The organism is Streptomyces sp. NBC_00659, from assembly GCF_036226925.1.
Taxonomy (GTDB): Bacteria; Actinomycetota; Actinomycetes; order Streptomycetales; family Streptomycetaceae; genus Streptomyces.
Window position 1 is genome coordinate 6,595,800 of record NZ_CP109031.1, and the last position, 20,457, is coordinate 6,616,256.

16 protein-coding genes are annotated in these 20,457 nt (G+C 71.4%); 9 read left to right on the top strand and 7 right to left on the bottom strand.

The window, feature by feature from the left end:
* Positions 1–101: 101 nt before the first annotated feature.
* Complete coding sequence (locus OG410_RS28920; protein WP_329301794.1) at positions 102–3,071, bottom strand: helix-turn-helix transcriptional regulator; 2,970 nt, start codon at positions 3,069–3,071, stop codon at positions 102–104.
* Positions 3,072–3,362: 291 nt separating this feature from the next.
* Complete coding sequence (locus OG410_RS28925) at positions 3,363–4,958, bottom strand: MFS transporter (RefSeq protein WP_329301795.1); 1,596 nt, start codon at positions 4,956–4,958, stop codon at positions 3,363–3,365.
* A gap of 110 nt (positions 4,959–5,068) precedes the next feature.
* Between OG410_RS28925 and OG410_RS28930 the strand changes: the two genes are divergently transcribed.
* Complete coding sequence (locus OG410_RS28930; protein ID WP_329301796.1) at positions 5,069–5,689, top strand: TetR/AcrR family transcriptional regulator; 621 nt, start codon at positions 5,069–5,071, stop codon at positions 5,687–5,689.
* Here the strand turns inward: OG410_RS28930 and OG410_RS28935 are convergent.
* Entirely contained in the window at positions 5,686–6,930 is a 1,245-nt protein-coding gene (locus OG410_RS28935) for a PucR family transcriptional regulator (RefSeq protein WP_329301797.1), read from the bottom strand. The two genes, OG410_RS28930 and OG410_RS28935, sit on opposite strands and share 4 nt — an antisense overlap.
* 164 nt (positions 6,931–7,094) lie before the next feature.
* Between OG410_RS28935 and OG410_RS28940 the strand changes: the two genes are divergently transcribed.
* Together OG410_RS28940 and pruA are read left to right on the top strand one after the other, a co-directional pair.
* Complete coding sequence (locus OG410_RS28940) at positions 7,095–8,021, top strand: proline dehydrogenase family protein (protein ID WP_329301798.1); 927 nt, start codon at positions 7,095–7,097, stop codon at positions 8,019–8,021.
* A gap of 39 nt (positions 8,022–8,060) precedes the next feature.
* Complete coding sequence (gene pruA / locus OG410_RS28945) at positions 8,061–9,692, top strand: L-glutamate gamma-semialdehyde dehydrogenase (protein ID WP_329301799.1); 1,632 nt, start codon at positions 8,061–8,063, stop codon at positions 9,690–9,692.
* Between the two features lie 116 nt (positions 9,693–9,808).
* Here pruA and OG410_RS28950 read toward each other — a convergent pair whose 3' ends face one another.
* Together OG410_RS28950 and OG410_RS28955 are read right to left on the bottom strand one after the other, a co-directional pair.
* Positions 9,809–10,015: a DUF5988 family protein gene (locus tag OG410_RS28950; RefSeq protein ID WP_329301800.1), complete on the bottom strand. Its 207-nt coding sequence runs from the start codon at positions 10,013–10,015 to the stop codon at positions 9,809–9,811.
* Between the two features lie 52 nt (positions 10,016–10,067).
* On the bottom strand, positions 10,068–10,985 hold the full coding sequence (locus OG410_RS28955) for an alpha/beta fold hydrolase (protein WP_329301801.1): 918 nt from the start codon (positions 10,983–10,985) through the stop codon (positions 10,068–10,070).
* Positions 10,986–11,182: 197 nt separating this feature from the next.
* Between OG410_RS28955 and OG410_RS28960 the strand changes: the two genes are divergently transcribed.
* Together OG410_RS28960 and OG410_RS28965 are read left to right on the top strand one after the other, a co-directional pair.
* Positions 11,183–11,725: a GNAT family N-acetyltransferase gene (locus OG410_RS28960; RefSeq protein ID WP_329301802.1), complete on the top strand. Its 543-nt coding sequence runs from the start codon at positions 11,183–11,185 to the stop codon at positions 11,723–11,725.
* A gap of 271 nt (positions 11,726–11,996) precedes the next feature.
* Positions 11,997–12,128 (top strand): hypothetical protein, encoded by a 132-nt coding sequence (locus OG410_RS28965; RefSeq protein WP_328671621.1) that lies wholly within the window; start codon positions 11,997–11,999, stop codon positions 12,126–12,128.
* A 112-nt stretch (positions 12,129–12,240) separates the two neighbouring features.
* On the opposite strand, the gene OG410_RS28970 is transcribed toward OG410_RS28965, so the two are convergent.
* Positions 12,241–13,809, bottom strand: a complete 1,569-nt coding sequence (locus OG410_RS28970; protein WP_329304284.1) for a purple acid phosphatase family protein — start codon at positions 13,807–13,809, stop codon at positions 12,241–12,243.
* A gap of 175 nt (positions 13,810–13,984) precedes the next feature.
* Here OG410_RS28970 and OG410_RS28975 point away from each other — a divergent pair, with 175 nt between their 5' ends.
* The 4 genes from OG410_RS28975 (at position 13,985) to OG410_RS28990 (ending at position 18,975) form a co-directional block, all read left to right on the top strand.
* A complete protein-coding gene (locus OG410_RS28975) occupies positions 13,985–15,028 on the top strand; it encodes a 3-isopropylmalate dehydrogenase (protein ID WP_329301803.1) in 1,044 nt (347 codons plus the stop codon).
* A 276-nt stretch (positions 15,029–15,304) separates the two neighbouring features.
* The gene (locus OG410_RS28980; RefSeq protein ID WP_329301804.1) at positions 15,305–16,393 is read left to right on the top strand and encodes a branched-chain amino acid aminotransferase; all 1,089 of its coding nucleotides are present in this window, start codon (positions 15,305–15,307) and stop codon (positions 16,391–16,393) included.
* Between the two features lie 156 nt (positions 16,394–16,549).
* Complete coding sequence (locus tag OG410_RS28985; protein ID WP_329301805.1) at positions 16,550–17,620, top strand: hypothetical protein; 1,071 nt, start codon at positions 16,550–16,552, stop codon at positions 17,618–17,620.
* Between the two features lie 14 nt (positions 17,621–17,634).
* Complete coding sequence (locus OG410_RS28990; protein WP_329301806.1) at positions 17,635–18,975, top strand: KamA family radical SAM protein; 1,341 nt, start codon at positions 17,635–17,637, stop codon at positions 18,973–18,975.
* On the opposite strand, the gene OG410_RS28995 is transcribed toward OG410_RS28990, so the two are convergent.
* Positions 18,922–20,355 (bottom strand): cytosine permease, encoded by a 1,434-nt coding sequence (locus tag OG410_RS28995; RefSeq protein WP_329301807.1) that lies wholly within the window; start codon positions 20,353–20,355, stop codon positions 18,922–18,924. The genes OG410_RS28990 and OG410_RS28995 overlap by 54 nt on opposite strands.
* Positions 20,356–20,457: the final 102 nt, after the last annotated feature.

Genomic DNA, 20,457 nt, shown 5'->3' on the forward strand with positions numbered 1-20,457 from the left:
GCGTATCCGCGACGGCTTGCCGTGCGCGAGCGAGGGCCGGGACACCCGCGGGTGTCCCGGCCCTCGTGCGTCGCGGGACGTCCTGGTCCGCGGCGGCCCGCTCACGCGGACGGTGTCGTCTCCGGCTCGATCAGGCCCTCGCGGTAGGCGATGGCCACGGCCTCGGTCCGGCTCGCGGCACCCAGCTTGGCGAGGATGTTGGAGACATGGACGCTCGCCGTCTTGCCGCTGATGAACAGCTCCTCGCCGATCTGGCGGTTGGTGCGTCCGCGGCCGAGCAGCCGCAGCACGTCGCTCTCCCGGGCGGTCAGCGCGGCGACGCGCTGCTCGGCGGCCGGTGACCCGGTGAGGCGGCCGCGCCGCAGAAGCGCCTCGAGGGCCTCGCGCAGCGGCACCGCGCCGAGCCGTACGGCGGTGTCGTGGGCCGCGCGGGCCTGTTCGCCGGCCTCCTCGCGGCGGCCCGCCGCGAGGAGGGCCTCGGCGAGGCGCCGTCTGCTCCTGGCCAGCTCGTACGGATCGCCGTAGCCGAAGGCCGCGACGGCCCGCTCCCAGGCCGCGGCGTCCGGACCCGTGCGGGCGCGCAGCGACTCCGCCTCGGCACGGGCGAACCAGGCCAGGCCCTCGGGCCCCTCGGCGTCCTTCCCGCCGCGGTCCGCCGCGGTCCTGGCCAGCTTCATCAGCTCGGTCGCGGTGTCCGTCCAGTGCTCGCCGCCGGCCACGTCGCCGCTGCGGCGCGCCTCCTCCGCCGCGTCCGCGACAGCCGACAGCGCGAGCGCGGCGAGCCGCACCACGACCGGCGGCGGGCCGGTGCCGGAGACATCGGTGAGGTCCTCGGCCGCGGTGCGCAGCCGCCGTACGGCCTCCTCGGCGTCGCCGCTCCGGGTCGCCGCGTCGGTCAGGACGATGCTCGCGACGAGCGTCGACATCCAGTCGAAGGGCCGGTCGAGCAGGGCGCGGGCTCCGGCGACGGCCGCCTCGTGCTCACCGCGGGCGAGGGCGACGTACAGGGCGGGGCCCGTCGCGAACCCGGCCGCCGCCGGCAGCAGTTCGGCGTCGTCGGCGGCCGCTCGCGCGCACGCGTCCCAGCGGCCCAGCGTGTAGAGCACCAGCGACTGGAGATAGAGCAGCTCCAGGGCGTACGGCGAGGGGAGGAGACCGGCGCGGCGGGCCCGGCCCACACCGTCGCCGAGCCAGGTCAGGCACTCCTCCAGGTCACCGGATTCGTAGGCCCCGATCGCCAGGTTGAACAGCGCCCGCATCTCCACCGGGAAGTTCCCGGCGCCGTGGGCCAGTTCACGAGCCCGACGCAGGCGTTCGCGGCCCTTCGGGGTGCGCCGGTTGTCCGCTTCCATGCCGACCAGGGAGATCGTCAGGTCGGCCTGGGCGTCGGCCAGCCGGAGCTGTTCGGCGGTGGCGAGCGCCTGCCGGGCGACCCGCTCGGCGTCCTCCTCCCGCCCCACGAGGCGGGCCGCCATGACATGGGTGGCCGCCGCCCACACCCAGGTGTACGAGGGCGGTTCGGCCGGGATCAGGGCGAGCGCCTCGCTGCTGTACGTGAACGCGTCCTTCAGGCTGTCGATCCGCATCAGGTTGCCGGCGAGGGTGTATCGGACCCGGGCGGCGAGTTCGGAGTCGGCGTCCGAGCCGGCCCTGGCGAGCGCGTCACGGGTGAGGTGGACCGCGCGATGCGTCTCCCCGGCGCTGGCGGCGGCGGCCGAGGCACGCAGCGTGAGGGCGACCGTGCCGCCGTCGGGGCGGGCACCGGCGTCCACGGCGGGCCACAGTTCGAGCGCGGCCTCCAGGTGGCGCAGTTCCTCGGCGGGGGCGCCGACGCACTGGGCGTGATCGGCGGCTTCGAGGGAGGCGGTGAGCGCGTCGGCCAGGTCGTGGCTCTCGCGCGAGTGGTGGGCGCGCTCCGCCGCGTTCTTCGCCGAACGGGCCTCTCCCGCGAGGAGTCCGGCGAACTGGCGGTGCAGCCGGACCCGTTCACCGGGCAGCAGGTCCGCGTACACGGCCTCGCGGGTGAGCGCGTGCCGGAACGAGTACGTCGCGTCGTTCCCAGGGACCAGGAGCTGGTGGCCGACAGCCTCGCGCAGCGCCGACTCCAGTTCGTCCTCCGGGAGTTGTACGGCGCCACGCAGCAGCTCGTGCTCGACGCGCCGCCCCGCGACGGCCGCCGTGCGCAGCACCTGCTGGGCGGTGCCGGAGAGTTGCTCGATGCGGATGAGCAGGAGGTCGGCCAGTCCGCTGGGCATGGCGGGGGAGACGGGGGCGTCGTCGCCGGGCAGCGCGGCGAGCAGTTCCTCGGCGTAGAAGGCGTTGCCCTCGGCGCGCTCGACGATGCTTTTGACCGTGGTGTCGGAGACCGGGCCGGTGCGCAGCGCGCGCACGAGCCGGGCCACGTCGGCGTCGCCCATGGGCCGCAGCTCCAGCCGGTCGACGGCCGGCAGCCGGATCAGCTCGGCGAGCAGGGGGCGCAACGGGTGGCGGCGGTGCAGGTCGTCCGCTCGGTACGAGGCGAAGACCGCGAGACGCCGGGCGGGGCCGCCGGCCCCGGGCGGCTGGAGCACGCCCCGGCTGAGCAGGAAGCGGAGCAGGTCGCGGGAGGACTGGTCCGCCCAGTGGAGGTCCTCGAGGATCAGCAGGACCGGGGTGATGTCGGCCAGGTCGGCGAGGAGACCCGTGATCGCCTCGAAGAGCCGGAGCCGGCCGCCGGCGTCGGGTGCGCCACCGGGTCCCGGACCGGAGCCGGTCAGCCGGTCCACCGCCGGGTGAGCCGCGAACGCCGGAGCGAAGCGGTCGTCCTCGGCCGCGGCGCCCAGGATCTCCGTGAAGGGGAGGTAGGGCAGGCCCACGTCGCCGAGGTCCACACAGTGCCCGGTCAGGACGGTCGTCCCGGAGGCGGTCGCCCGCGCCGCGGCCTCCGTCAGCGTGCGGGTCTTGCCGACGCCGGCGTCTCCGGCCACCAGGACTGCGCGCGGTTCGCCGCCTCTGGCGCGCTCCAGCACGCCGGTGAGCCGGGAGAGTTCGTCACCCCGGCCGATGAACGGCGTACCGAATGTCTGTGTCACACGCCCATCCTGGCACGCCCCGCCGACAACTCCCCGGCGTAGCCGCCCTGATCGCGGCACATGCCGGTGACCGGCCGGGGCGGGGTTCCGCCCGCGGCTTCCCGGTGCCGGGCGGGGTGGTGGGCTTCCGGGTGCGTGCCGGTGATTGGCGGGGAAGGGAGCCTTTCCTGCGCATGTGGGTGTCTGGCCGGGAGGGGGCTTTCCGGCGCATACGAGTGCCGGGCGGGCCGGAGTTCTCCGGCCCGCCCGGCGGACGGGCGTTCAGGTCGTCGTTCGCCCGGTGGGCGGGCCTCAGGCGGGAGTCAGGCCGCTGTTCTGCTCCGAAGCCGCCGCCTGGAGCGGCTCGCCGGTCCCGGCGTCGACGTCCTCGCCACTCTCGCGCACCGCCACCTTGCGCAGGCTCGCCGTGGCGAGGACGGCTGCGCCCAGCAGCAGGACCGTGCCCGCCACGGCCGCCGCCTGCATGCCGTGGGTGAACGCCTCCCGTGCGGCGTCGGTCAGCGCCCGCCCGGCGTCGCCCGGCAGCTGTCCGGCCACGGCCAGCGCGCCGCCCAGCGTCTCGTGGGCCGCGGCCGGGACGCCGGCCGGGATGTCGTGGCGGTAGACCGCCGTGCCGATGGAGCCCAGGACCGCCATGCCGAGGGCGCCGCCGAACTCGGCGCCGGTCTCCAGCAGGGAGGCGGCGGCGCCCGTGTTGCCGAGGGGCACGGTGCCGAGGGCCAGGTCCATCATCTGCGACATCACGGTGACGATCCCGGAGGCGAGGACGCCCGCGCCGGCCAGTACGAGCCACAGGGAGTCGGTGCCGGCGAGGGCCAGCAGGCCGTAGCCGCAGGCGGCGACGACGAATCCGCCGGAGACGACGTGGGCGCGGTGGACGCCCTTCTGCACGAGCTGCGCGGCGACCGGCGCGGCCACACCCACCAGGACGGTGGGAAGCAGGGACCACAGGGCGGCCGCCATGGAACTCTTCCCGAGCACCGACTGGAGGTACTGGGTGGTGAAGAACGCCGAGCCCATCATGCCGAAGGACGAGATCAGGTTGAGGACGACCGCGGGTGCGAAGCCGCGGCCGCGGAACACGGCGGGGGAGATCAGCGGCGACTTCGCGGTGCGCTGGCGGTGGACGAACAGGGCGGCGAAGACCAGGCCGACGAGGACCGAGACGACGTACTCGGTCTTCCAGCCCTCGGACGGGATCTCCTTGATGCCGTAGATCACCGGCAGGACGGCGGCCATCGACAGCGGAACGCTCAGCAGGTCGAAGCGGCCGGGCTCAGGGTTCCTGGACTCGGGCAGCAGGAACGGGCCGAGGACCAGCAGCAGCGCCATCGCGGGCAGGTTGACCAGGAAGACCGAGCCCCACCAGAAGTACTGGACGAGGACTCCGCTCATCACCGAACCGAGGGCGATGCCGCCGGTCATGACGCCGGACCACAGGCCGATCGCCTTTGTGCGCTGTCCGGGGTCGGTGAACATCGTCCTGATGATCGCCATCGTCGACGGCATGAGGGTCGCGCCGCCCACGCCGAGGAGCGCGCGGGCCGCGATCAGCATCTCGGCACTGTTCGCGTAGGCGGCCAGCACCGAGGCGGTGCCGAACGCGGCGGCGCCGAACAGGAGCAGCTTTCGGCGCCCGATGCGGTCGCCGAGCGAGCCCATCGTCATCAGCAGCCCGGCGAGCACGAACGCGTAGATGTCGAAGATCCACAGCTGCTGGGTGCCGCTCGGCTCCAGGTCCGCGCTGATCGAGGGGATCGCGAAGTAGAGGACGGAGACGTCCATCGAGACCAGGAGCAGCGGAAGCATCAGGACGCCGAGGGCGGTCCATTCGCGGCGGCCGGCCAGGGCGCCGGACGCGGTAGTCGTGCTCGTCGGGTTCGTCATGACAGGGACTGTACGGACGTATTAAACGCTTGTCTAGTACGTACGTTTAAGACGTTCGTTTTTGACGCCCGTATGGGACGGTTGTCTGAATCGGGGGTAGGCTGGCCGGCATGGGACACCGTGAGGATCTGCTCGAAGGCGCCAAGCGCTGCCTGCTGGAGAAGGGCTTCGTGCGCACCACGGCGCGCGACATCGTCAAGGAGTCGGGGACGAACCTGGCGTCCATCGGCTACCACTACGGGTCGAAGGACGCGCTGCTGACCCAGGCCTTCGTGGAGCTGATCCAGGAATGGGGCGAGAAGTTCGACTCGCCCGCGGCCCGCGAGGTCGAGCCCGGGGGGTCCCTGGAGCGGTTCCACAGCGTGTGGGCACGGACGCTGGAGTCCTTCGAGGACTTCCGGCCTGTCTGGGCGGCCAGCATGGAGATCGTGACGCAGGGGGAGCGCGTACCGGAGCTGCGGGATCTGATGGCCAAGGCGCAGATCGAGGGGCGCTCCGGGCTTGTCGCGATGTTCACGGACCAGGACGAGGAGACACTCGACGAGCGGACCGTGAAGTCGCTCGGCGGCTTCTACCAGGCGCTGCTCAACGGCCTGATGGTGCAGTGGCTCTTCGACCCGGCGAGCGCGTCCACGGCGGACGACCTCGCCGAGGGCCTGCGCCGGGTGGTCGCCGGGGTCCGCGAGACGGAGCGAACCTCCCTGGAACCAGGGGCTGTCGACGGCTCCTAGAGCCGCGCACCCTTGAGCGCCATGTGCAGCAGCAGCCGGTCCTCGCCGTCGTCGAGGTCGAGGCCGGTGAGCTGCTCCACGCGGGACAGGCGGTAGTAGAGCGTCTGGCGGTGGATGCCCAACTCGGCTGCCGTGCGCCCGGCCTGGCCCGCACGGTCGAGGAACACCTCGGCCGTGCGCGCGAGTTCGCGGTGCGCGGCGCCCAACAGGGTGGTCACGACGGGGTCGTGGGCCGCGTCCGGCGGCAGGGCGGTGAGGAGCCGGAAGGGGCCGATCGCCCCCCACTCGGCGACCGGACCGAGCCGGGGTTCGGCCAGCGCCGCGCGCGCGGCCGCGGCTGCCTCGCGCCAGGCGGCCCCCAGTTCCCCGAGCCCCTCCCGGGCCCCGGCGACCCCGGCGGCCGCCGTCCCGCCCGGGGACGCGGCTCCCGGACCGCCTCCGGATTCGGCGCCCTTGCCGCGGACGCCCGAGGCCTCCCGTACGAACCGGCCGGCCGCCGTCAGCGCCGGAGTCAGGACGTCGGGCGACCGCAGCCGGACCAGCAGGGCCAGGCTCTGGCCGGTGGTGCCCCACGGGATGGTGCACAGGGCGGTCGTACCCGGCACCGTACGGGCGGAAGGGGCGTCGTCCGGGTCGGCCGAGGGCCACGGGGCCACGCACACCACCGTGTGCAGGCCGTCGCCGCGCGGGCCGAGCGCCGTACGCAGCTCGGCCACCGCCATGTCCCGCTGCCAGCCGCGCTCGGCGGTCAGGACGGCCCGCAGCTCGCGGGTGAGATCCGCGCCGGCCTGGGCCTCGTCCGCGAGCAGCGCGCCGATGCGGGAGGCCACCTGCATGGCGCCGGCCAGCTGGGCGTCGGTGGGGCCCGGGTCGTCGTCGAGCAGCCAGACATAGCCGAGGACGACACCCCGGTGACGTACGGGGAGACAGATCCGCCCCCGGTAGACCCCGGCCTCGGGGGTCGGCGGGATACGGACGGGTCCGGTCGCGCGGGTGATGCCGAAGCCCTCGAACCAGGTGCGGACCGCGGTGGTGGAACGCCGGGTGAGGATCGAGCGGGTGCGCACGGGGTCCAGGGCGGACGGGTCGAGGTCGCCCTCGCTGTCGTACGCACCGAAGGCGATCAGTTCGAAATCGCGGTTCTCCAGCGTCGCCGGGACGCCGAGGAGCGCCGAGATCTCGTCGACCAGCTCTTGGTAGTCGCCTCTGTGTTCACCGCTCACCCCGGCATTCTCGCGCATTCCCGCGAGCCCTTCATACATATGTCTGAGATCTGGGCCAGGGATGCGTGACAGGTGTCGATGGCCCACGATCGGAGAGATCCCTAAGTTTCACGGTGGTTCTCCGTGCCGTACCCGAATCGTCGGGACTCGGCCTCCTGCTGACTTCGTTGTGGAGGTGCCCCGTGCTGGGTCCCGTGATTCTCGCCGCCTCGCGCAGCGACAAGATGCGCCGTCTGATCTCGGCCGCCCCGGTGACCAAGCCGGTCGTCGACCGCTTCATCCCCGGTGAGACCGTCGACCAGGTCGTCCCGATCATCAAGGACCTCACGGGCAAGGGCCTGGAAGTCACGATGGACGTCGTCGGCGAGGACATCACGACCCCCGAGCAGTCGTACGCCGCCCGTGACGCGTACCTGGAGCTGATCGGCCGCCTCGAGGAGCTCGGCCTCGGCACCAAGGCCGAGATGTCGGTCAAGCTGTCGATGTTCGGGCAGGCGCTGGAGGGCGGTCACGAGCTGGCCCTCGCCAACGTCCGTCCGGTCGTCGAGGCCGCCGCCGCCATCGGCACCACCGTCACGCTGGACGCCGAGGACCACACCACCCTCGACTCGATGTTCGCGATCCACGAGGAGCTGCGGAAGGACTTCCCGGGGACCGGCTGTGTGATCCAGGCCTACCTGTTCCGCACCGAGGCCGACGCCCGCCGCCTCGCCGAGAGCGGCAGCCGCGTCCGTCTGGTGAAGGGCGCCTACAAGGAGCCCGCCGAGGTCGCGTACCAGCAGAAGTCCGAGACCGACAAGGCGTACGTCCGCATCCTGAAGATCCTGATGGAGGGCGAGGGGTACCCGATGATCGGGTCCCACGACCCGCGGCTCATCTCGATCGCCCAGGAGCTGGCGCGGACGGCCGGGCGCAAACTGGATGAGTACGAGTTCCAGATGCTCTACGGCATCCGCAGCGACGAACACCTGCGGCTCGCCGCCGAGGGCCACCGCATGCGCGTCTACACCGCGTACGGCACCGACTGGTACGGCTACTTCATGCGGCGCCTGGCGGAGAAGCCGGCCAACCTGCTCTTCTTCGCCCGTTCCATCCTCACCAAGGGCTGAGACCGAACCACCCGCTCGACTCAAGGAGTTACGGAAAAAATGGACGCTGTGACCCAGGTCCCCACCCCCGTCAACGAGCCGGTGCACGGCTACGCCCCCGGCTCGCCCGAGCGCGGCCGCCTGGAGGCCAAGCTCAAGGAACTGGCCGAGAACCCGATCGACCTGCCGATGACCATCGGCGGCGAGCGGCGCATGGGCGGCGGCGACCGTTTCGACGTCGTGCAGCCGCACAACCACAAGGCGCGCATCGGCACCTACGCCAACGCCACCCAGCAGGACGCCCAGGACGCCGTCGACGCGGCCCTCGCCGCCGCTCCCGCCTGGCGCGCGATGGCCTTCGACGACCGCGCCGCGATCATCCTGCGCGCCGCCGAGCTGCTGGCCGGTCCCTGGCGCGAGACGCTGGCCGCCTCCACCATGCTCGGCCAGTCGAAGACCGCCCAGCAGGCCGAGATCGACACCCCCTGCGAGCTCGTCGACTTCTGGCGCTTCAACGTCCACTACGCCCGCCAGATCCTCGCCGAGCAGCCGCCGGCGAACTCCCCGGGCGTGTGGAACCGCATGGACCACCGTCCGCTGGAGGGCTTCGTCTACGCGATCACGCCCTTCAACTTCACCGCGATCGCGGGCAACCTGCCCACCGCTCCGGCGCTCATGGGCAACGTCGTCGTGTGGAAGCCGTCCCCGACGCAGACCCACGCCGCCGTGCTGCTGATGCAGCTCCTGGAGGAGGCGGGCCTGCCCAAGGGCGTCATCAACCTCGTCACCGGTGACGGCATCGAGGTCTCCAAGGTCGCCCTGGAGCACCGCGACCTCGCCGGCATCCACTTCACCGGCTCGACCAAGACCTTCCAGTACCTGTGGAAGACGGTCGGCAACAACATCGAGAAGTACCGCTCCTACCCGCGTCTGGTCGGCGAGACCGGCGGCAAGGACTTCGTGGTCGCCCACCCGTCGGCCGACCGCGCGGTCCTCAAGACCGCCCTGACCCGCGGTTCCTTCGAGTACCAGGGCCAGAAGTGCTCGGCGAGCTCCCGCGCCTACGTCCCGGCCTCCATCTGGAACTCCGGTTTCAAGGAGGAGTTCGCGGCCGAGGTCGACGGGCTGACCATGGGTGACGTCACCGACCTGTCGAACTTCATCGGCGCGGTCATCGACGAGCGGTCCTTCGCCAAGAACAAGGCGGCCATCGACCGCGCGAAGGCCGACCCGACCTGCACGATCGTCGCGGGCGGCTCGTACGACGACTCCGTCGGCTACTTCGTGCGCCCGACCGTCGTCGAGTGCTCGGACCCGGAGAACGAGGTCTTCACGACCGAGTACTTCGGCCCCTTCCTCGCGGTGCACGTCTACGAGGACGAGAAGTACGACGAGATGCTGACCCAGATGGAGTCGGCGTCCGACTACGCGCTCACCGGCGCGGTCATCTCCGGCGACCGCGCGGCGGCCGCGTACACGATGGAGAAGCTCCGCTACGCGGCGGGCAACTTCTACATCAACGACAAGTCGACCGGTGCCGTCGTCGGCCAGCAGCCCTTCGGTGGCGGCCGTGCCTCCGGCACCAACGACAAGGCGGGTGCCCCGCAGAACCTGATGCGCTGGACGCTGACCCGTGCCATCAAGGAGACGCTGGTTCCGCCGACCGACTACGGCTACCCGCACATGGGCTGACAGCCGAACGCGGCCGCCGGCCCCCGGGCCGGCCGCCCGTCACCCACTCCGCCCCCGCCCCACGGTCTCCCCCGTCCGTGGAGCGGGGGCGGTTCCAATTTTCCGGCCCCGCGGAGCTATCCGGGCAACTCCGTCCGCTCCCACCACTCGTACACGGGCAGCCTGCCCTCCGGCGAGTCCGCGTGACGCCGGGTCGGCCTGAAGTGCTCGTATCCACCGCGCAACTCGATCTTCACGTCCGATCCGGGGTCCGGGGCCGGGACGATCCGTTCGGGCAGGTCGTCCGGGCCGCCCTCAAGCAGTGCTCTGGTCGTGTCGCTCATGCCGTCACCGTTTCCCGCTGCCGGAGCCCGATGTGGCATACCTCGCCGAGGATCAGTCGTGCGGGTGACGCGCTTCGCGGCCGTCGGCCGTCGCGCCGCGGTCGAGGAAGTCCCGGACGAGGGCCGCGATCTGGGCCGCGTGCGTCTCCAGGGCGAAGTGCCCCGTGGGGAGCAGATGGATCTCGGCGTCCGGGAGGTCGCGGCGGAAGGCGAGCGCTCCCTCCGGGACGAAGATCTCGTCGCCGCCTCCCCAGACGGCCAGGAGCGGGACCTGGCTGGTGCGGAAGTACTCCTGGAACGCCGGGTAGAGCGCGAAGTTGGAGCCGTAGTCGGCGATCAGGTCGAGCTGGATCTCCGGCTGACCGGGGCGGGCCATCAGGGCGGTGTCGTGCTCGTAGGCGTCGGGGCTGACCAGGGTCGGGTCCGGCACGCCGGTCAGATACTGCCACCGGATCCCGTCCGGGCCGCTGATCGCCCGGACCGGCGCCTCCGTCCCGGGTGTGCGCTCCGCGATCAGCGCCAGCACCGGCGCCCAGGCGTCCGCGCCCAGCCCCTCCTCGTACGCGTTGCCGTTCTGCGTGATGATCGCGGTCACCCGCTCGGGATGCGCGAGCGCCAGGCGCAGGCCGATCGGGGCGCCGTAGTCCTGGATGTAGAGCGCGTACTCCTTGAGGCCGAGCTGCTCGGTGAACTCCCCGGTGATCTCGGCCAGGCGGTCGAAGGAGTACGGGAAGTCGGTGGCCGCCGGGGCGTCCGAGCGGCCGAAGCCGAGGTGGTCGGGGGCGATCAGGCGGTAGCGGTCGGCGAGCAGCGGCAGCAGGTCCCGGAACATGTGCGAGCTGGTCGGGAAGCCGTGCAGCAGGAGCAGGACGGGAGCGTCCGCGGGGCCCGCCTCGCGGTAGGCGATGCGGTGGCCGCCGACGGTGGTGGTGCGGTGGTGGACCGGGTGATGGACCGGGTGGCTGCGCATGATCGGATCCCCTAACCCCTGAAAGCCGTCTTGGTGGTGAGGACAGTCCAGCATGCTCGCGCCTAACCGGTCAAGATGTTTTTAAAGGTTAGGTCGCCGGAGGCGGCCGCCGTGAGGGCCGCGCCGAGACGGCCGTCGCCTGCCGGCCGGTGGGCCGGAGGTCTGGGATTCCCGTCTCCCGTGTGAATACTGACCGCATGGCCACCCGACTGCGGATCGCCCATACGGCGGATCTCGACCCCGCCGAACTCCGCGCCGCACGCGCCCTGTTGGAGGACGCCTTCGACGGGGACCTCAGGAACGAGGACTGGGACCACGCGCTCGGGGGCCTGCACGTCCTGGTCCGCGACGGCCGGGGCCTCGCGGCGCACGGCTCGGTGATCCAGCGGCGCGTCCTGCACCGCGGCCGCTCGCTGCGGGTCGGATACGTGGAGGCGGTCGGCGTACGCGCCGATGTGCGCCGCGCGGGGCTCGGCGGACGGGTGATGGCCGAGCTGGAACGGATCATCGAGGGTGCGTACGGACTCGGCGCGCTCTCCGCGAGCGAGGACGGGGCCGCTCTCTACGCGGCGCGGGGCTGGCGGCTCTGGCCGGGCCAGGTGTGTGTGCTCGCTCCGGGCGGGGCCGTCCGCCTCCCCGAGGAGGAGGGCGCCACCTTCGTCCGCCCCGGCACCGTGCGGGGGCCCCTCGATCCGGCGTACGCGCTGGTCTTCGACTGGCGCGAGGGCGATGTGCTCTGAGTGAAACCCCCAGGTCGCGGCCGTGTGACGCAATCCGCCGTCTCAGATAGTAGGAAGTCCGAGTAATCGTGGAGACAGATGCGCGGTCCTCGCCTAGCTTGGTAGGAGCCGAACGTCTCGCTCGACCAAGCGAATGGCGGTCGTGAGCCGGAGCCCTTGGCAGGCAACCCCTGCGGCACCGCTCCCCGCCCCCTTCCGGCGTCTCGTAAATTCCTCATCGCACTTCCGGCCGCCCGTGCGGGCGTCGTCGGAGGCAAGGAGTCGATTCATCATGGCCGAGACGACCGTCCGCCGAGTCCGTCACCTCACTCGCACGAGCAGCGAGTCCGACCGCAAGAACGCCGCCGCCGCGCTCCAGCGCGCCCTCGACCGCAGGGACAACGGCGGAGCGACGGGCCACTGAGGCCCGCCGCCCTCGTATCCGGGAGCCGCACCCGTGAAAGGTGCGGCGTGGGGCGGTGCCCCGCGCCGCACCTCGCCCCGGCCGCGCCGTACGCCGCACGGTGTCGCGGTGTTCAGCTTCCGCGCCGCACCTCGAAGTGGTCGATGCGCTTGCCGCTCTGGGCCAGCGCCGACACCGTGAGCCGGGGCGAGGGTCCCGCCTGTGCCTCCACCGAGAGGAAGGAGAAGCCGGTGTACCGCACCCTGGACCACTCCACGGTGTCCGCCTTCTGCTGCTTCGACTTCGTCCAGTGGAAGGTCTCGACGGCCTCGCGCCGCGTGACCTTGCCCTCGTAACTGTCCTTGACCCCGACGGGGAAGCGGTACAGGCTCTTGCCCGCGCCGCCCGCCGTGACGTAGACGATCCCGTCCCGGGTCGGATCGGTCGAGGCGCCCACCGGCACCTGCTTGCCCACCTTGCCGCCCTTGATGGCGTCGGTGCGCTCGTACACATGGTTGTGTCCGTTGATCACCAGATCCACCTGGTGCTTGGCGAACAGCGGCACCCAGGCGTCACGCACCCCGCCGTCCGAGGCGTGCGTCGACGTCGAGTAGGCGCAGTGGTGGAAGAAGACGACGACGAAATCGGCCTGACGGCGCAGCTCCCCGAGCCGCTTGTCGAGCCAGGCCGTCTGCCTGCCCTCCGAGTAGCCCTTGTTGGCGGGGATCTCGTACGACACGTCGTTGGCGTCCAGCGCGACGATGCCGACGTTGCCGTAGACGAACGAGTAGGCGCCCGGTGCGTTGCGGGGGTCGAAGCCGTTGCCGGGCAGTGCCCAGCGTGCCGACTGGCCGCCGTAACCGTTCGGCGAGTACCAGGCCTCCATGTCGTGGTTGCCGGTCGTCACCATCCACGGCACCGTCTTCGCCACCGTCTCGGTCTGCTTGAGGAACAGGTCCCAGGCGCCCGGGTCGTAGATGTCCGAGTCCTCGCCGTGCCCGGTCCCGTCCGCGTAGCAGATGTCGCCCGCGTGCAGGTGGAAGGCCGGGTCGCGGCCGAGGAGCACCTTGTCGTTGGCGAGGGCGTCGGGGGTGACGCCCTGGTCCCCGAAGGCGGTGAACACGAACTTCTCGGGGTGCGCGGGCGCCGTGCGGAAACGGCCGATCGTGGAGTGCCGCGCCCTGCTCGCCGGGTCGAAGCCCTCGTGGCCGACGCCGTAGTAGTACGTCGTCCCGGGGCGCAGCCCGTCGAGCGCCGCGTGCAGGTAGTACTGGTCCAGGGCCGCCCGCTGCCCGGTGAGGCCCGGTGTGCGCAGATGGCGGACCTCGGCCTCGATCCTGTGGCTCAGGACCCAGGGGGTCGGGCCCACCCGGATGTAGGGCTTCCTGACCGCGAACGGCACCTGCCAGGAGATCCGCATCTGGGTCTTCGGGTCCGCGCCGAAGGCGAGGTGACGGCCGAACGGTGTGACGACGGCGCCGGGAATCCGGCTGGTGGCCGGGTTCGGCGAGGAGCCGGACGTCACCCGCGCGGGGGCCTCGGCGCCCTGGACGCAGCCGGCCAGCAGCCCGCCGCCCGCGAAGGCGCTCGCCGCGACGAGTGCCCGGCGCCGTGTGAGTCGTGTCCGCAGGTACTCGTACTGCTCCGGCATGCTCAGTTCGCGTGCGAGCTCGCGGGGGATGCCGACATCGGGGACGGGCAGCTCGGGGGAAGTCCCCGTGGAGGGAGCGGTCATGTCTGGAAAGTTCCCACCCTGCGCCAACGGCGTTCATACATACGGGTGAACGTGTGTCGAAGGGGAGACGTGCCGCGACACCGGTCTGTCCGTATGGCGGACATCGCGTGTCATTCCATGGGACACGGAGTACGGTGCCGTCATGTCTCGCAGCATCGATCTCGCAGTGATCCCCGGTGACGGCATCGGCCAGGAAGTCGTGGCCCAGGGGCTCAAAGTCCTCTCCGCCGTCCTCCCGCAGGACGTGAAGCTGGAGACCAGGGAGTTCGACTTCGGCGCCCGGCGCTACCACGCCACCGGTGAGACCCTCACCGACGCCGACCTCGACGCCCTGAAGCCCCACGACGCCATCCTGCTGGGTGCGATCGGCGATCCCTCGGTCCCGTCGGGCGTTCTGGAGCGCGGTTTCCTGCTCAAGCTCCGCTTCGCGTTCGACCACCACGTGAACCTGCGTCCCTCGAAGCTCCTGCCGGGGGTCGAGACCCCGCTGGCCGGCCAGCCCGAGATCGACTTCGTCGTGGTCCGTGAGGGCACCGAGGGCCCGTACACCGGCAACGGCGGCACCATCCGCAAGGGCACCGAGCACGAGGTCGCCACCGAGGTCTCCGTCAACACCGCCTTCGGTGTCGAGCGGGTCGTCCGTGACGCCTTCGCCCGCGCCCAGGCCCGCCCGCGCAAGAAGCTGACGCTGGTCCACAAGAACAACGTGCTGACCTTCGCGGGCCACCTGTGGACGAACGTCTTCAACAAGGTGGCCGAGGAGTTCCCCGAGGTCACCACGGACTACATCCACGTGGACGCGGCGACGATCTTCCTCGTCACGCAGCCCGAGCGCTTCGACGTGATCGTCACCGACAACCTCTTCGGCGACATCATCACCGACCTGGCCGCGGCCGTCTCCGGCGGCATCGGCGTCGCCGCCTCCGGCAACATCAACCCCAGCGGCGAGTTCCCCTCGATGTTCGAGCCCGTGCACGGCTCGGCACCCGACATCGCGGGCCAGGGCAAGGCCGACCCGAGCGCCACCGTCCTGTCCGTCGCCCTGCTGCTGCGCCACCTCGGCTACGAGGCCGAAGCGGCCCGGATCGAGGAGGCCGTCGCGGCCGACCTCGCCGAGCGGGTCGGCAAGCCCGCCCGCAGCACGGAGGAGATCGGCGACGCGCTCGCCCTGCGAGTAGCCGGCTGACCCGGCGCACCACCTACGTTCCGTAGCAAGCCGCCGGGCCGCATCCGCACCCGGCGGCTTTGCTGTGCCCTCGCCGGGTGCCACCATCAGTCCCCGGGTCATCCCTGGGTCATTCCCAGGGCCGTATTCACATGTTTCGTCCACGGTCCTCCGCGCGCGATAATCGACAGCGGAGCCGCGGAATGAGGGAATGCTCGGACGTCCTAGCACTGGCCACGGGCAGTTCGGGCGTGAGCGCGGCCCGTCACATACAACCGGTGAAGGACAAAACCACTCATGACGCAGCCCACGATCGAGCTCAAGCCGTCCGCCAGTCCGCTCTCCGCCGCCGAGCGCGAGGCGATCCTGGTCAACCCCGGGTTCGGCCGCCACTTCACCGATCACATGGTGACCATCAAGTGGACCGAGGGCCGTGGCTGGCACGACGGCCAGCTCGTCCCGTACGGACCGCTCTCCCTCGACCCGGCGAACATGACCCTGCACTACGCGCAGGAGATCTTCGAGGGACTCAAGGCCTACCGCCGGCCCGACGGCTCTGTCGCGACGTTCCGTCCCGACAAGAACGCCAAGCGCTTCCAGGCCTCCGCCCGCCGGCTCGGCATGCCCGAGCTGCCCGTGGAGACCTTCGTCGAGGCCTGTGACGCGCTCGTCCGCCAGGACCGCGACTGGGTTCCCGCGCACGGTGGCGAGGAGTCCCTCTACCTGCGTCCCTTCATGATCGCGACCGAGGTCGGCCTCGGCGTGAAGCCCGCCAACGAGTACCTCTTCCTCGTCATCGCCTCGCCCGCCGGCGCCTACTTCGCGGGCGGCGTGAAGCCGGTGTCGATCTGGCTCTCCGAGGACCGCGTCCGCGCCGTTCCCGGTGGCATGGGCGACGCCAAGACGGGCGGCAACTACGCCGCCTCGCTCCTCGCCCAGAAGGAGGCCGCCGCCAAGGGCTGCGACCAGGTCTGCTACCTCGACGCGGTCGAGCACAAGTGGATCGAGGAACTCGGCGGCATGAACCTGTACTTCGTGTACGGCGACCGGATCGTCACCCCGTCCCTCACCGGCTCCATCTTGGAGGGCGTCACCCGCGACTCCCTGCTGACCGTCGCCCGCGACCTCGGTTACACCGCCGAGGAGGGCCGCGTCTCCATCGACCAGTGGCAGACCGACGCCGAGAACGGCACCCTCACCGAGGTCTTCGCCTGCGGCACCGCCGCCGTCATCACCCCCGTCGGCACGGTCAAGCGCGACGGCACCGAGTGGCGCCAGTCCGGCGGCGAGCCCGGCAAGGTCACCCTCCGCCTCCGTGAGGCCCTGCTCGACATCCAGCGCGGCATCACCGAGGACACCCACGGCTGGATGCACCCCCTGGGCTGATCCGCCCGCACCTTCAGCCGGTCCCCGTCTCCCCGACAGGGGTGCGGGGACCGGCTGTTCGTTCGACGCGTAGCGCCCCGGCGACACGGGTATCCACTCAGTCCACGAGGGGAGCGTGTCCTCCCGTGCGCCCGCACGGCCGCGGAGGGAGCGCAGGTGAGTGCAAGGTCGCCGCTGTCACGGCCGGGCCGGCTGCTGCGCACCCTGCGCACTCCGCGCCGACCGCAGAGCCTCACCGTCCTCGGCCTGCTCGCCGCCGTCGCCGCACTCCTGCTGTGGACCAGCAGGCGGATGGTCAACTACGGGGAGAACCTCGCCCTCAACCTCGGCACGGACATCGTCGGCGTGGTCGTCACCGTCTTCGTGATCGGCCCGCTGATCAGCCGCGCCCAGGAGGGCCGGGTCCGCGAGCACACCCGGCTGGACTACGAATGGTTCAGCTCCCAGGTCTACGGCGCGACCTCGAACGTCAAGGTCCTCGACACCTTCTCCAGCGTCTTCGGCCCGCAGTTCTCCGAGCGGCTGTTCCGCGGCATCAAGGCGGCCACCGCGCACGGTGCCCGCGTCCAGATCCTGCTGCTGGACCCGGACTCGCTCGCGGTCATTCTGCGCGGCCGTGAACTGGGCGAGCGGAGCGCCGACATCCGCCGCGACATCATGCGCAACCTGCGCACCCTGGACCGGTTCGCGCTCCGGCTCGACGAGGAATCCCGCCAGCTCCTCGAAGTGCGCCTGTGTTCCACCTCTCCGGGCGTGACCCTCTACCGCTGGGACGACCGCTGCCTCGTCTCCTTCCTCACCGTGGGCCGCCTCTCCGGCGAAGGCGTCCAGCTCGAAGTGGCCGTCCGTTCCCCGCTCGGCACCTTCGTCGAGCAGCGCTTCGACGAGCTGTGGCAGCAGAGCAAGCCCATGGACCGGTTCACCCATCTGCCGGTGACCCTGGTCGACGCGACCGACGGGCGCAGGGCGTTCAGCTGCCGTTTCGTGTACGCGGACGACGCCGTGTACGTCGCGGGGCACGACCTCGTGTCGTACATGGCACGTCACCGGCTGGACCAACTGTCGGCGCACAGCGACTTCTTGAGCGCCCCCGGCGCGCACGAACTGGTCGTGGTGGACGACGAAAGCGAGCTGCACGCCTTACTCATCCAGCACTTCGCGGAGAAGTACGATGCGACCGCGACGGCTTTCGTCGAACTGCGGCCGCAGGCTCTCGTCACGGAATAGAGGCCCCGTTCACCGTGTGCTCAGCGCTCCACCCGGCTCCGTACGAGAGCACCCGACCCGTCGACACGAGCCCCCGCTTTCGCGCCTTCACCCCTCGTGACCTGGACGGCCTGCTCCAGCGTGTGCCGCTGCCGCCCTCCGAGCGGCTCGCCCTGCGGGCCGTGGCGGCCGTCCTGCCGTTCCGCACGAACAGCTACGTCGTCGACGAGCTGATCGACTGGGCGGCCGTGCCCGACGACCCGATCTTCCGGCTGACGTTCCCGCAGGCCGAGATGCTGCCCGAGCCCGATCTCAAGCAGATGGCGGACCTGCTCTCCCAGCAGGCCCCGAAGGCGGACGTGCTGCGCGCTGCCCACGAGATCCGGATGAAGCTCAACCCGCATCCCTCCGGGCAGCTCGACGCCAACGTCCCCGTGCACGAGGGGCGTCGCCTCACCGGTCTCCAGCACAAGTACCCGGAAACGGTGCTGATCTTCCCGCGCCAGGGCCAGACCTGCCATGCCTACTGCACGTACTGCTTCCGCTGGCCCCAGTTCGTCGGCGAGTCCGACCTGCGGATCGCCACCGACGACATCGCCGCCACGTCCGCCTATCTGCGCGCCCACCCGGAGGTCACCAGCGCCCTGATCACGGGCGGCGATCCGATGGTGATGAGCACCGAGGTGCTGCGCCGGTACGTCGAGCCGCTCCTGGAGATCGACACGGTTCGCTCGATCCGCATCGGGACCAAGTCGCTCGCCTTCTGGCCGTACCGCTTCCTCACAGACCGGGACGCCGACGACCTGCTGAGGCTGCTGGAGAAGGTGGTGGCGAGCGGCCGGAATCTCGCCCTGATGGCCCACTTCACGCACCCGCAGGAGCTGCGGCCCCCGGCCGTGCGCGAGGCGATGCGCCGGGTGCGCGACACGGGGGCCGTGATCCGCTGTCAGGGTCCCCTGGTCAGGGGGATCAACGACAGCGCCGCGGCGTGGGCCGAGCTGTGGAACGAGACGACCGCGCTGGGGGCGGTGCCCTACTACCAGTTCGTGGAGCGGGACACCGGCCCGCAGGGCTACTTCGGGGTGCCGCTGGCCCGCTGCCATCAGATCTTCCGCGACGCCTACGCCCAGGTGTCCGGCCTCGCGCGGACCGTGCGCGGCCCGGTCATGTCGGCGATGCCGGGCAAGGTCTGCGTGGACGGGACGGCGGAGGTCGCGGGCGAGAAGGTCTTCGTGCTCCATCTCATCCAGGCCCGTGATCCGGACCTGGTGGGACGGCCGTTCTTCGCCGCGTACGACGAGCGCGCCACCTGGTTCAGCGACCTAGAGCCGGCTTTCGGCGCGAGCCGGTTCCTGCCCGGCCTCGATCCGGTGTGACGTCTCCTTCGCCGTCAGGGCCAGGTAGGTGAGGCCGCCGACCAGGCCGGAGAGGATGAAGCTGCAGTCCACCCCGCCCGTCAGGGACAGCAGCGGGCCCTCGTACGACGGCAGTGACACGGCCAGGAGACCGACGAAGGCGCCCAGGGCCCAGGCCGCCGTGGCCCGGACGTTCCAGCCGGCCCGGTACCAGTAGATCCCGCCGCGGGAGCGGCGGTTGAAGACCTGGAGGGCGTCGGGGTCGTAGACCCCGCGGCAGCGGACGAAGCCGATCAGCGTGATGACCGCCCACGGGGTGCCGATCGCGGTCAGCAGCAGGACGAAGGAGGTCATCGCGGACTGGGCGTTCCAGGCGTAGTGGCCGACGAACACGCAGAGCATGGCGACGACGGCGACCGCGCAGGTGGCCCGGGCGCGCGAGGCGCGGGGCAGGATGGCGTCGAGGTCGAGGCCCATCGAGTAGAGCATCAGACCGGCGTTGCCCACCGAGCCCGCGGAGGCGGCCAGCAGCAGCGGGACCAGGTACCAGCCGGGGGAGGCGGACACCAGCGGGCCCGCGTAGTCGAGGGCCGCGCGGGCCCCGTACGCCGTGAAGGTGCCGAAGAGCTGGGGGACGAGGAGACCGGCGATCAGGCCCAGCCAGGTGCCGTGCAGGACCGTACGGGAGGAGTGGCGCTCGGGGGAGATGTAGCGGGTGTAGTCGCCCAGCAGCGTGATGAAGGCGATCGGGCCCGACAGGCCGGCCGCGACCGCCGCGAGCAGCCAGGTGGGCCAGAACGAGCCGAGCAGATAGCCGCCGGCCTCCGGGAGCGCCGCGGTGCTGAAGTGCGGGGCGTACGCGATCACGCCGACCACCAGCAGGGCCGACATGCCGATCGCGAGGGCGCGCGACATGGCGAGCAGCACGCGGTAGCCGTAGACGGCGCCCGCGACGGTGGCGGCGGCCAGCAGCGTGTACACGACGGCGTACGCCAGGCCGTTCGGCTCCAGGCCGAAGAGGCGGCCGAGGACGCCGACCATCACGTCGCCGCCGATCCACACGGTCAGCGCGGTGTACCCGAGCGCGAGGAGCAGGCCGACGACCGAGCCGACCAGCCGTCCGCGCACGCCGAACTGCGCGCCGGAGGAGGTGGAGAGGTTGGTGCCGGTCCGCAGGGAGACCAGGGCCAGCGGCGCGGTGAGCGCCGTCCCGACGACCGTGCCTGCGACGATCGAGCTCACGGAGGACCACCAGTCGAGCCCGAACGAGGGCGGCAGCCAGCCGAAGATGATCACCCCGAGGCAGAGGTTGGAACCGAGCAGGATCGATACGAGGTCGCGCGGCCCGCTGGTGCGTTCCTCCTCGGGGATGGTGTCGACTCCGCGCTGTTCGATCGGCATGGCTGGTCTCCTTTGACGGCCGCCTGGCGTGGTGCGGGCAGCATCACGAGTTAGAGCGACGCTCAATGTGGCGCCTCCGATGCTTATCCGTCAATGTTTCCC

What these genes read in the sequence shown, in the direction of transcription:
- OG410_RS28955 (WP_329301801.1), bottom strand. Translation starts at nt 10,985, where the DNA reads ATGCGCAGCCACCCGGTCCATCACCCGGTCCACCACCGCACCACCACC.
- OG410_RS28935 (WP_329301797.1), bottom strand. Translation starts at nt 6,930, where the DNA reads ATGCGCGAGAATGCCGGGGTGAGCGGTGAACACAGAGGCGACTACCAA.
- OG410_RS28995 (WP_329301807.1), bottom strand. Translation starts at nt 20,355, where the DNA reads ATGCCGATCGAACAGCGCGGAGTCGACACCATCCCCGAGGAGGAACGC.
- OG410_RS28960 (WP_329301802.1), top strand. Translation starts at nt 11,183, where the DNA reads ATGGCCACCCGACTGCGGATCGCCCATACGGCGGATCTCGACCCCGCC.
- OG410_RS28975 (WP_329301803.1), top strand. Translation starts at nt 13,985, where the DNA reads ATGTCTCGCAGCATCGATCTCGCAGTGATCCCCGGTGACGGCATCGGC.
- OG410_RS28925 (WP_329301795.1), bottom strand. Translation starts at nt 4,958, where the DNA reads ATGACGAACCCGACGAGCACGACTACCGCGTCCGGCGCCCTGGCCGGC.
- OG410_RS28930 (WP_329301796.1), top strand. Translation starts at nt 5,069, where the DNA reads ATGGGACACCGTGAGGATCTGCTCGAAGGCGCCAAGCGCTGCCTGCTG.
- OG410_RS28965 (WP_328671621.1), top strand. Translation starts at nt 11,997, where the DNA reads ATGGCCGAGACGACCGTCCGCCGAGTCCGTCACCTCACTCGCACGAGC.
- OG410_RS28950 (WP_329301800.1), bottom strand. Translation starts at nt 10,015, where the DNA reads ATGAGCGACACGACCAGAGCACTGCTTGAGGGCGGCCCGGACGACCTG.
- OG410_RS28980 (WP_329301804.1), top strand. Translation starts at nt 15,305, where the DNA reads ATGACGCAGCCCACGATCGAGCTCAAGCCGTCCGCCAGTCCGCTCTCC.
- pruA (WP_329301799.1), top strand. Translation starts at nt 8,061, where the DNA reads ATGGACGCTGTGACCCAGGTCCCCACCCCCGTCAACGAGCCGGTGCAC.